Here is an 11,999-nt window from a genome sequence, read left to right on the forward strand (position 1 = left end):
TGAATCAGGCGACCTGCTGCTCTCCGTATCCCTCGATGATGACGAGATCCAATATCGCAGCTTGCCGTCTATGCAAGACAGCAGCTTGATACTCATTCGAGCGCCAACAATCCAGAGCGGCCTGGTACGACGGGAACTCCACCACCGTGTTGCGCGACCGGCTGGTCCCCTCGGGATTCTCGAAAGCACCGGCGCGAACCAGAAAACGCGCTCCATATTTCTCCAATGCCGCGACATTGGCACTCGCATACGCGTTGAACTTCTCCTGATCTGTTACGTCGACCCGCACGATCCAGTAACCCTTGTTCATATCGTTCCCCCGAATTTTTAGTCATGCGCCAGTATTCCGACGGTCTCTAACCCGAGCGCACTGCCGCGCGCGCCGTAGCTCATGAGGCTGGTGGATCGCACTGTATAATTTCAGCGGTGCAACGTAAATGCGCAACACTGAAAACAATCATTGCAACTGTGCAATACGAAATTAGCCCAACCGATTTATCCATCCTGCTTGCGCTGATACGCGCCCGGACCCTGGCCGACGCTGGTGCACTGTTGGGTATGAATGCCTCAACGGTGTTTCGTGCTGTGCAGCGCCTGGAACGCACCGCGGGTGAGCGACTTTTTGAGCGAACGCGTGCCGGGTATCGTCCAACCGACCTGGCTACTCAGCTTTCCCTTCAGGCGGAAATCATCGAGACCGCGTTGGCGCAGGCGCAAAGTGCTTTCGCCTCCTCCGATCATCAGTTGACCGGCACAGTTCGCGTCAGTGCGGTAGACGCCGTGCTGCAAGCGTTTGTCGTTCCCGCGCTGGTGGCGGTTCGAGCAGAGCATCCCCGGCTCAACATCGAGCTATTGGCCTCAAATGAGCCCTTCAGTCTCACTCACCGCGAAGTAGATATCGCATTACGCTCGACGAACCGCCCACCGCAACACGTAATTGGCAAACGGCTCGGTTCAATCCGGTTTGGCGTCTTTGGTGGGCGAGCTTTGGCGCGCAACTTCGAGCGGGACTCATCAAGTTCAGCGGAAGGGCTGGCCGACCTCCCCTGGATAACAGTGGATGACGCGATGCCTGAGCATCCCGGGGTCACCTGGCGAAAGCGTGTCCTTCCCAATGTGAAGCCCGCGCTACAGGCCAATACGATGCAGATGGTGGCGCGCATGATCGAACAAGGGTTGGGAGTCGGAATCCTTGCGCTCTTTCATGCGCGGGAAAACAAAGATCTGGTCCCCCTCAAGCTTCCGCTGGAGGACTGCAATATTGACCTCTGGTTGCTGACACATCCTGAGTCGAGGCATTTGCGGCGCATTGCGGAAGTTGCCGCTCGCATCGAGGCGCATGTATTGCGTGATGGTGGGCTTCCGTGAAGCAGCAAAGGCTCCACGAACAAAGCAACGATCAGAAGATCTGACCGCGATCTGTGAGCGTTTCGGCCATGAAGCGCTTTGCGGGCCACAAACCAGGCGGCGCCCCCGGGTCGCCGCCTGTTGTACGCTCAAGGCAATCCTGAGATTTTGCGGGTGAATTCGTCCGTCACGTTGAGACCCGTGGCTACGCCGAAGACCGGGTACACGGTCGTGGGCCCACTTGCGGTCAGACCCATGTAATCGCCGAGGAAATGGCCAGGCGCCGCGGGAGCATTGAGTATGTTGAACGAGGCCGTGGTCAATCGCTGCTCGTTGCCCCAGTTCGCGGGGTTCGCGCAGTTGGAAGCGGTCGGGCAGATGAGCGCGAAATAGTCCGTTCCCTCAAAGCCGGCAGGCGTATTCGTGTCGTTACGAAAGTCGTAGTAAGTCACCACGACAGACTTGCCGTCGCCCGTCGCCACCACTGCAGGGATGAAGGCCTGCTGACGGCACGGGTTTGCGCCATTAACCGGCGTCTTGTTGATCATCGCAGGTGTCGACCAGGTCACCCCACCGTCGTCCGATTCGCTGAAGACGATCCCGTCGATCGGAATTTTCCCGGCACCGGGGGTGGTGCAGGTGGCAGTCGAAAAGCGATCGTCCTGCCACGCCAGATAGATTGCCCCTGTGACCGGGTTCACGGCAATGCTGTAGAGAATAGACGCATCGCGTACCGGCTGGCCCGTGTCCGGGGTAACCACTCCCTGCACCTGAATATCGCTGACGAAGGTCGGCGCGCTCCAGTGCGCCCCTTTATCCGTGGACGCTATATAGCCTATGTTAAGGCCCTGCGCAGTAACACCGATCGCCGTGAAAAAGTCGCGCAAGGTCCCATCAGGCAACACCCGCACGATATTGTCGATAGTCTGTGCATTCGTGCCCGGTTGGTAGATCGGGGCGGCCGTGCTCCAGGTCACGCCATTGTCGGTGGATCGCGAGAAGAAGCTGGGGCCGGTGAAATTGAACTTGACGAGCGGGGCACCACCGGCTGCAGCGTTACGCAATTGACGCGCGATTTCGACACCATCATTTCCCGCGAGCAACTTATCGCCGGCCTGGCTCGGCGGGAAAACGCTCAGTTGATCCCACACCGCATAGACGTAACCGTTCGCCGTCGGATCGGCGGTGAGCGAGTCCTTGTCATTGAGCGCGTGCGGCGAGTTGGTTCGAATCAGCGTCGCCGGAGCTTTCCACGTCGCACCGTGGTCAACAGAACGGCTGACCAGTATCCCGCTATTTCGCGCCCCAAACGGAGTCGTCGGTTTCATGGGGTCCAGCACCAACGACATGAAGAAGGCTGTGCCGTCTTGCGCGAAGTCTACCCAGGGATCAGATGCTCGACGGAATGCTCCCCCTGTGCACCTGGTCACACCGGTCGGTATCGACCCGGTCCAGCTACCGCCCGCGTCCGTGGAAACGACGCCGACGAGTCCGCGTGCGCCACCGTCGTTCCAGCGATCCTGCTGGTGGCCAACCAGGAGGCGGGACGCGTCGGTCGGGTCGGCTGCCACCCATGGCTCGATCGACGTGGCTGGATAAAGGACGCTCCCGAATGCGGAATGTTGCGCGTTAAGCTGGTCGGCAGTGCATCCGCTGAACGGATCGCCCGCAGCCACCTGGACGAGCGGGCCCAGCGTTTGCGCATGGGCGCCAGGGACGATCGCGCAAGTAAGCGCGATGACACTGCCACCCGTAAAGCCCCGGGAAACAGAACGGGATAGTCGTCTGAAAACAGATGTCATGTTCGCCTCGCGAAAAGGGATAAACCGCTTTTTGCACTCGGCTGGCCGACCGAAAAATCAGCGCTCGCCGCCGCCGAACCTGCACATAAAAAATAGGACGCGGCGTACATCTTTGGTGTAATTTTTTGTTACGGATACCGAATCATCATGCCGGATCCAATCACTATTGACGTGGCATAGGACTTGCGGATGATCGATATGAAATCTGCATGTAGCCGCATGCAGAAGAACGGGAACCACGAAACTGCCACAAACGCGAGCGCACTACCTGAAGGTTTCCTTTCAGTAGGCAACGCAACGAATATCGCTAACGTGTCGCATAGAACCCTGCCCCGGAAGTCTGCGAGGAGACAATAAAAAAGCGTGCGTAAGCGCTACAGCTCATACGCACGCCTCTTAGTCGTCTCGCGATTAAACGCGCATCCACCGCGTCAACCCGCCGTGTCCGCTATTCGCGCGGACACGCCGAACTTCACCGCCTGAACTTCCAGCCGCCTAACTCCAGTTCAACGCCCCGCCCGTCTGATAGTCGGTCACGCGCGTTTCGAAGAAGTTCTTTTCCTTGCGCAAGTTGGCCTGCTCGTCGAGCCACGGGAGCACATTTTCCGCTCCGGGAAACGGCGCAGGCATGCCCAGCTGGCCCGCACGCCGGTTCGCGATGTAACGGAACTGGCCGCAGTGCAAATCGGCGGAGTAGCCCAGAATGGGTTCGCGCAGAATGTAACGTGCATAAGCGGCTTCAGCGGCATCAGCCTCTTCCCAGATCTGCTGTACGGCGCGCGGATCGAGCGTCAGGTTTTCTTCCTCCAGCAATTGCCGGATGACGCGAATGCCAAAGCCGCAATGAAGCACTTCGTCGCGCATGATGTACTGAAACTGCTGCGCGGTCGCTTTCATCAAGCCGCGCCGCTGTAGCGCGAACACCGGCGTAAAGCCGTTATAGAACCAGCAACCCTCGAACACTGCCGCAAAGAAAAGATACGCGAGCGCGAATTCGTGAAGCGCGTCGCGGTCGGTCAAATCAAGTCCGGAAGTCAATATGCGTTCGAGGCGCCTGTTCGCCATGGCGATCTTGGCGTGGATTTCAGGCACGACACGATAGCGGTTGTAGACCTCCTGCTGATCCAGTCCCAGGCTCTCGATGCAATGCTGATACGTCCACGTATGCAAAGCCTCTTCGTATACCTGCCGCGCCTGATAGATCTGCAACTCGGGGGCCGTCATCTTTTCCATGACCGCGAGCCCGATGTTGCGCATGGCGAGGATATCGGACGTGGTGAGATAGGCCAGCACGTTTTCGAAAACGTGGCGCTCCGTTGCGGTGAGGCGATGCTGGTAATCATGCACGTCATCGCTCATGGATATTTCGAGCGGCGTCCAGTGATTGCGGTTTGCGTTCAGAAAGCATTCCCACGCCCACGGATACCGGAATGGCGCGAGCTGGTTGATATCTCCGCGACCGTTGACGACGCGCTTGTCTTCCGCACGTGTAGGTTGCAGTTGTGAATCCGTTTTGCCACTGAGCATGCCTTAGAGTCCTCCGGCCAGATTAATCGAAACACCGCGTTTGAATGAGACCGGCCGCTCGCCGATCGGCAGCAGAACGTCTTTGGTGAGACCCGCCGTCAAACGGTGGCGTTTGTAGTGCGAACGGGCAAACACACCCGCCTGGCCTGCACCAACAGTGACAATGTCCGCATTCACCGGGAATTTCTGAACAAACGTCATGAAAATCAAATCATGTCGACAGACGACGACTTTGGTGACAGCCGATGTTTCTGTCCATACTGCGAAAGGTGGGACGAGAACGCACGACCGGTACCTTCGGGCTAGTCCTCCTTGCGTAGTCCGTCGGCGCGCGAGCGAGCGCGGCCAAATTTTCGTAATCTATTCCGGAATACACACCGGACACCAGCGACCAATTGACCCGCGTGTGCCGGCTGCATGCAGGTCATGCGACCGCTATACTTCATGTCCACTTTTCCATCCGGCATCATGCGTTCAACTCCGCTTTATTCCCATGTCGCGCTCGTGCGCGAACATTCGCCGCTCGTCCATTGCCTGGCCAATAGCGTCACCACGAATTTCACGGCGAACGCGCTGCTGGCGCTTGGCGCCGCTCCGGCGATGGTGACGGCGCCCGAAGAGGCGGAAGAGTTCACGCCGCTCGCGAGCGCCCTTTCCGTCAATCTCGGGACGCTCGACTTGCCCCAGATGGACACGATCCGGCGCGCCGTTGCAGCGGCCAACGCCTGCAATGTTCCGTGGGTACTCGATCCCGTGGCAGTCGGCGTGGTGTCCTTGCGGACCGGATTCGCGAAGCAGTTGCTACGCGAGCGGCCGGCGGTCATTCGCGGCAACGCGTCGGAGATCATCTGCCTTGCTGGCGGCGTGCCGAGCGCAAGGGGCGTCGATAGCACCGAGTTGTCCGCCGCCGCATTTCCCGCGGCGCGCGAGCTGGCCAATGCGACGCAGTGCGTTGTGGTCGTGAGCGGCGCGACCGACTATGTGACCGATGGTGCGCGCACCGTCGCACTCTCGAACGGTTCGCCACTCATGCCGCGGGTTTCGGGGACAGGCTGCGTCCTCTCGGCCGTCGTGGCGGCGTTCCTCGGCGCGAGCGGCAAGCCGTCGGCGTTTTTCGACGCGACAGTTGCCGCAGTGGCGTTCATGTCGGTGGCGGGCGAGCTTGCGGCGCTGACTGCAAAAGCGCCTGGCAGCTTCGCCGTTGCGTTCCTCGACAGCATCGCAACACTCGACGAAGCGGCGTTCGACGCTACGCTGCGAATGGAAACGCTGGACGCGCATGTGGTCGTTGCGGGGCGCCCGGCATAGAGCAGTATCAAATTCCTGATACGCATCAAGTCCTGCCCCGCAGCGCTAACGCGTTCGCGGGCTTGCGTTACGTCAGGCAGCATTTCCGGGCTGGCGCGGAATTCGAAATACGCCACTGCGCCCCGTGAGCAGCTTTCGAGACCGACCGCGCGTTAGCGGGAAAGACCATCCGCGAGCCGTCTGCACAATCCACTGACAACACGGGCCGCGCTCACGCGCCACCAAAAAGGCGCGGTCACGTCGAAGCCGAACTGAAGCGCCGTCTGCGATGCGCCCGTCGTCCGCGCCCGGCATCGGAACGTCACGACATCGCGATATGCACCGGCCGCGGCCCCCTCCGCGCGCGGCGAAAATCGCATGACCGCACGAAGATCGAGCGCGGAATCGAACGGAGATATCTCGCACGACTCGAACGACCACGACGCGCCGTGATATTGCTGACCGCGCAACGCCGTGCTCACGCGGTGCCAGACCTGATCGGCAGGCAATGACACGAGCCGCTGTTGCCCGGCGCGCGCTGCCCGCTGCATCGCGTAGAGTGCCCAGCCATTGCCATAGACCAGCAGCACGCCGCCAATCACGAGCGCCCATTGCAGCAGGCTCACGATCCAGTGCGAATGCGCGGCGAGATGCAACGGCCCAAGCACCACCGCGACGATCTTGTGCGCGATCGCATAGATAAGTAGAAACGCAACGAGGATCGCGCCGAGACGAATCATCCAGCCGCGCCGCGAATCGTCGAGAAGGGCAAACATGCGCTCGCCCATCGTGCCGTGCCACTGTGGCGCAGCATCATCGAGCCCACGTTCCGCGCTCGCCATGACCTGCTCGCGCAATTGCGCCCAGTTCGCGCGTGCGCGTGCAGCCTCATCGCGCAGGCTCACGAGTTCGGTCAGCAAGGCATCGCGTTCCGTCTTCATACGCAGCAGCCCGTCGAGGCCGCGCGTCTTTTCCGTGTATAGCGTGCCGATCTCTGCCTGCACGCGTTCGCGCTGCGACTGCAATTGCCGCAACGTGTCGTGCAGCGCCTCGACCTGCTCGCGCCTGAACACCGGACGGCTCGACGGCGCTTCGTGATGCTCCGACCAGTAATGCTCGAGCACCTCCCGCGCGTGCTTCATGTTCTTGAACTGCTCATTGGCCCAATGCTGCTGCGCGGGCGATGAATGACGCCACCTGTCGGGATGAAGCATCTGCGCAAGTTGCCGGTACTTGCGCGTGATTTCGGCCGCAGATGCACCTGGCTCCAGGTCGAGCTGATAGTAGAGCCGGTCGTAGTCGATGTGATGGCTGGGATCGTGGATCGCCATGCCCGTAGTCTTTCTTCAGGTGAATAGCCGCGCACGCAAGGATGGAAGCGAACGCTTAAGACAAGTTAGTTCACTCACCTGCCCGCTGCAAGGCCGCGATGCGCACAGGCATGCGTTCTATCGCGCGTGACCAGTGTGCAGACGACTCAGCATTTCGAACGCGACTGCCGGCAGTGCGCGCAATTTGCGCAGTTTCTGCACGACGACAGCGTCGGGATAGAACGCTTCGACGATACGCTCCGCCTCGTGCGTGCGCTTACCCGCGCGCGCCGGAAAGCGCCATCTCCAGCACACGCGCGACGTGCAGCGGCTCGGCATCTACACCGTCGCGAATCTGGTGGCGGCAACTCGTGCCGTCGGCGACGACCAGATCACCCGGCGATGCCTCGCGCAACGCAGGCAACAGCGACAGTTCGGCCATCGCCATCGAAGCGGCGTAGTGCTCCGCTTCATAGCCGAAGCTGCCTGCCATTCCGCAGCACGACGATTCGATCGATTTGATCTCCAGCCCAGGAATCCATCCGAGCACGGTTTGTACGGGCCGCAACGCGTCAAACGCCTTTTGATGACAGTGCCCGTGCAGCCACGCACGCTTTGCCTCGAGCGGCTTGAGCGCCAGGTCGAAACGGCCGGCCGCTTTTTCGCGCACGAGAAATTCCTCGAACAGCAACGCCGAATCCGCAAGCCGACGTGCCTCTTCGCCGTACCCGTACTGCAGGAATTCGTCGCGCAACGTCAGCAGACAAGACGGTTCGAGTCCCACGATCGCGACGCCGCGATCGACATAAGGCTTCAACGTATCGAGCAGACGCCGGGCTTCGCGCTTTGCTTCATCGACGAGGCCCGCGGCAAGAAACGTGCGCCCGCAGCAAAGCGGCCGTTCGCCCTCGCGCGTGTTGAAGTGGACGCGATAGCCCGCTGCCTCCAGCACGCGCTGCGCTGCGCGCGCGTTTTCTGGCTCGATGGTGTTGTTGAACGTATCGACGAAGAGAAGGACCTCGCGTCCCGGCTGACCGGCGCTGCTCGACGCGCGCCGCAAAAACGCCTCCTGAAAGCGCGGTAACGCGCGCTGCGGCGCGAACCCCACTGCACGCTTCATCCATGCTCCGACTAGCGGCATGTGCTCCGCGGCCGCGAGCCACCCACCGAAAGGGGCCGCGCGCTGCGCGTAGCGCGGCATGAACGCAATCAGCTTTTCGCGCAAGCCGATGCCGTACGTCTTAGCCCTCGCCGCGCGCGCCTCGATCTTGAACTTCGCCATATCGACGCCGGTCGGGCACTCGCGACGGCAGCCCTTGCAGGACACGCACAGATCGAGCGTTGCCTTCACGTCGTCGCTCGCGAGACCGTCGCTGCCGAGCTGCCCCGATATCGCAAGACGAAGCGTGTTCGCACGTCCGCGCGTGACGTGCTGTTCGTCCTTCGTCACGCGATAACTCGGACACATCGTCCCCGCGTCGAACTTGCGGCAGTGGCCGTTGTTGTTGCACATCTCCACGGCCTTCGCGAGCCCGCCACTCAGATCGCCGCCACTGCCCGGCTCGTGTTCCGCGCCCGTGAGCGGATCGCGCACGACGTTCCAGGCGGACCAGTCCAGCGCAGCGTCCATCGCGCGCTCGCGGTAGCCGGGCGCGAAGCGGAAGTTGTGCGCGTCGTCCATCTTCGGCGGGCACACGATCTTGTCCGGATTGAAGCGATTATCCGGGTCGAACAGTTGCTTGATCTCGCCGAAAGCTTCGTTGATGCGCGGCCCGTATTGCCATGCGACCCACTCGCCGCGGCACAGCCCATCGCCGTGCTCGCCCGAATAGGCGCCTTTGTACTCGCGCACGAGTTCGGCCGCCTCCTCGGCGATGGCGCGCATCTTCGCCGCGCCGTCGCGGCGCATGTCGAGAATGGGCCGCACATGCAGCGTCCCGACGCTCGCGTGCGCGTACCAGGTGCCCTCGGTGCCATGCCGATGAAACACTTCGGTCAGACGTCGCGTGTACTCGGCCAGATGTTCGAGCGGCACCGCGCAGTCTTCGATGAACGACACCGGCTTGCCGTCGCCCTTCATGCTCATCATGATGTTCAGGCCAGCTTTGCGCACGTCCCACAGCGCTTTCTGCTCGCCTGTGTCAGGCATCTTAACGACGCTGCCCGGCAACCCGAGATCGCCGATCAATTCTTCAAGGCGTTCGAGAAGCTGCAATTGCGCGCTGCGATCGTCGCCTGCGAATTCCACGAGCAGAATCGCATCGGGGCGGCCAACGAGTGCCTTGCCGATCACCGGCGCGAACGCGGGATTGCCGAGCGCAAGCTCGATCATCGTACGATCGACGAGTTCCACCGCCGTGGGCCGCAGTCCGACGATGTGCTGCGCGGAGTCCATCGCCTGATAAAACGTAGGAAAACTAATCACACCAAGCACGCGATGCGCCGGCAGCGGCGCGAGCTTCAGCGTGATCTGGCGGCTGAACGCGAGCGTACCCTCGGACCCCACCAGCAGATGCGCGAGATTGGCCGAACCATCGTCCGTGTAGGCGCGCGGATTCTGGCAATCGAACAGATCGATGTTGTAGCCCGCCACGCGCCGCAGCACTTTCGGCATGCGCTCTGTGATTTCCGCGCGCTCGCGCTGCGCGATGTGTGTCACCCCTGAGACGATCTGCGCGAGCCGCGCGCTGTCCGCAGCAACGGGCAGCGTCAGCGACTGGAAACGTGCTTCAGTGCCGTCGGCGAGAATGGCGTCGATGGCGCTCACGTTGTGGACCATGTTGCCGTATTCGATCGAACGCGAGCCGCACGAGTTGTTCCCCGCCATGCCGCCTATCGTGCATTGCGCCGACGTCGAAACATCGACCGGAAACCACAATCCGTGCGGCTTGAGCCACGCGTTCAGGTGATCGAGCACGATGCCGGGCTCGACCGTCACGGTACGCGCGTTCGCGTCGAAATCGACGATACGGTTGAGCCAGCGACTCGTATCGATCACGAGCGCCTCGGCGACGGTCTGGCCGCACTGGCTCGTCCCCGCGCCGCGTGCGAGTACCGCCGCGTGTTCGCTGCGCGCGACGTCCAGCGTCGCGCGCAGATCGTCCTGATCGCGCGGCACCACCACGCCGACCGGCATGATCTGATAGATCGACGCATCGGTGGCGTAGCGGCCGCGGCTCGCCGCATCGAAGAAGACATCGCCGCGCATCGCCTCCCGCAGACGACGCGCGAGCGGCGAGCCGCGATGCGCGGCGCCCGGCACGAGACGCACCGGCTTGACAAGCAAACTGGAAGGCGACTGGGTCATAAGCGATGCGAAATTAATTAGCGTCTCGACGCATCAGGCGCGCTGTTGCGAAGCCGCGATCTCGCCTGCAGTGCTGGTCGCCTCGAAGCGATCGCCCGGACGCATACGGAACGCGAGCACCACACCCACCGCCATCAGCGCCATGCTGCCGACAAACGGCAGTTGCCAGTTATGCGTCGCATCGATCACGAACCCCGACAGCACGGGCGAGATAATCGCCGCGAGCGCCGACCCGGTGTTCATGATGCCGCTTGCCGTGCCCGCGTATTGCGGCGCGATGTCCATCGGAATCGCCCACATCGGCCCGATGGTCATCTCCGCGAAGAAGAAGCCCGCCGAGAGGCACAGGACCGACACGATCAGATCGTGCGTGAACATGAGCGGCACGAGCGAAAGCAGCGTCAGCAGCATGCACACCGACACCATCAAGCTGCGCGCGCGGTTGAGGTTACCCGTGCGCGCGTAGAGCCAGTCGGTCACGGTACCGCCGAGCGTATCGCCGATCACCCCGGCGAAAAACACCGCCGACGCGAACACCGCCGACTTGCCCAGGTCGAGACTATGGTTGTGCAGGAAGTACTGCGGAATCCAGCTGAGAAAGAGCCACAGTGTCCAGCCGTAGCAGAAATACACAATGGTCACCGGGGCCATGCGGCGCAGCAGCGGGCCCCACGGCACCTTGCCGGCCTTAGGCGCGGGCTGGGGCAGCACAGCGAGTTCGGCTTCGGTGATGCGGCGATGCTCGGCCGGGCGCTCCGCGAACGTGAAATACCAGACCGCCACCCACACGAGACTGATCGCCCCACAGACAAAGAACGACGCACGCCAGCCCCAGGCGGTCATCGCGAGCACGATCATGCCCGGCGCAACCGCATTGCCGATGCGCGCCGCCGCGTGCGTCACGCCCTGCGCGAAACCGCGGCGCTCCTTCGCGACCCAGCGCGACATCGCGGAGGTCGCGGCGGGAAACGTCGCGCCTTCGCCGAAGCCCAGCAGGAGCCGCGCGGCAAGCAGCGTCGCGAGGCCGGTCGCGAAACCGGTGAGCAACGTCGCGACCGCCCACAGTGCGCCGCAAAACAGCAGCGTGCGCTTCGCGCCGAAGCGATCGCTGACCCAGCCTCCGCTCACCTGGAACAGCAGATAGGGATAAGCGAACGCGGAAAACACGAGACCGATCTGCGTGTGCGAAAGCCCGAACTCCTTGCCGAATCCAGCCGCTGCCGTGCTGACGTTCACGCGGTCGAGGTACGTGATGAAGTACATGATGCACAGCATGATCAGCACGACACTCGTCGCGCTGGTGAGTCGAAGCCGTTTCATCGTTTCTCTCCGGTTGGGGGCAGCTTCGGGCGGGTGTGGTGCGGTAAACCCTGCTGCGCCTCCGTTGCGCTCAACGGGCCATCGCATTCTGAAGCGCGG

At 62.0% G+C, this 11,999-nt stretch carries 9 protein-coding genes; 2 read left to right on the forward strand and 7 right to left on the reverse strand.

Annotated features, from left to right (window positions below; all coding sequences use genetic code 11):
* Window positions 1–4: 4 nt before the first annotated feature.
* Complete coding sequence (locus D1Y85_RS22655) at window positions 5–310, reverse strand: DUF1330 domain-containing protein (RefSeq protein ID WP_124153314.1); 306 nt, start codon at window positions 308–310, stop codon at window positions 5–7.
* A gap of 158 nt (window positions 311–468) precedes the next feature.
* Between D1Y85_RS22655 and D1Y85_RS22660 the strand changes: the two genes are divergently transcribed.
* Window positions 469–1,368: a LysR family transcriptional regulator gene (locus D1Y85_RS22660; RefSeq protein ID WP_246025019.1), complete on the forward strand. Its 900-nt coding sequence runs from the start codon at window positions 469–471 to the stop codon at window positions 1,366–1,368.
* 128 nt (window positions 1,369–1,496) lie between these two features.
* Here the strand turns inward: D1Y85_RS22660 and D1Y85_RS22665 are convergent, their stop codons facing one another.
* The 3 genes from D1Y85_RS22665 to D1Y85_RS22675 form a co-directional block, all read right to left on the reverse strand.
* On the reverse strand, window positions 1,497–3,149 hold the full coding sequence (locus D1Y85_RS22665; protein ID WP_124153315.1) for a sialidase family protein: 1,653 nt from the start codon (window positions 3,147–3,149) through the stop codon (window positions 1,497–1,499).
* Window positions 3,150–3,644: 495 nt separating this feature from the next.
* Window positions 3,645–4,676: a ribonucleotide-diphosphate reductase subunit beta gene (locus D1Y85_RS22670; protein ID WP_124153316.1), complete on the reverse strand. Its 1,032-nt coding sequence runs from the start codon at window positions 4,674–4,676 to the stop codon at window positions 3,645–3,647.
* Window positions 4,677–4,679: 3 nt separating this feature from the next.
* Window positions 4,680–4,877, reverse strand: coding sequence for a hypothetical protein (locus D1Y85_RS22675; protein WP_124153317.1), 198 nt, complete (start codon window positions 4,875–4,877; stop codon window positions 4,680–4,682).
* 243 nt (window positions 4,878–5,120) lie between these two features.
* On the opposite strand from D1Y85_RS22675, the gene thiM reads away from it, so the two are divergent.
* Complete coding sequence (gene thiM / locus D1Y85_RS22680; RefSeq protein ID WP_246025020.1) at window positions 5,121–5,984, forward strand: hydroxyethylthiazole kinase; 864 nt, start codon at window positions 5,121–5,123, stop codon at window positions 5,982–5,984.
* 152 nt (window positions 5,985–6,136) lie between these two features.
* Here thiM and D1Y85_RS22685 read toward each other — a convergent pair whose 3' ends face one another.
* From D1Y85_RS22685 to D1Y85_RS22695, 3 genes are all read right to left on the reverse strand, one after another.
* Window positions 6,137–7,294, reverse strand: a complete 1,158-nt coding sequence (locus D1Y85_RS22685) for a J domain-containing protein (protein WP_124153318.1) — start codon at window positions 7,292–7,294, stop codon at window positions 6,137–6,139.
* A 256-nt stretch (window positions 7,295–7,550) separates the two neighbouring features.
* Window positions 7,551–10,580 (reverse strand): FAD-binding and (Fe-S)-binding domain-containing protein, encoded by a 3,030-nt coding sequence (locus tag D1Y85_RS22690; RefSeq protein ID WP_124153319.1) that lies wholly within the window; start codon window positions 10,578–10,580, stop codon window positions 7,551–7,553.
* Between the two features lie 33 nt (window positions 10,581–10,613).
* Window positions 10,614–11,900, reverse strand: a complete 1,287-nt coding sequence (locus tag D1Y85_RS22695; protein ID WP_124153320.1) for an MFS transporter — start codon at window positions 11,898–11,900, stop codon at window positions 10,614–10,616.
* Between the last annotated feature and the right edge of the window lie 99 nt (window positions 11,901–11,999).

This window comes from Paraburkholderia dinghuensis, from assembly GCF_003837865.1.
Classification (GTDB): domain Bacteria; phylum Pseudomonadota; class Gammaproteobacteria; order Burkholderiales; family Burkholderiaceae; genus Paraburkholderia; species Paraburkholderia dinghuensis.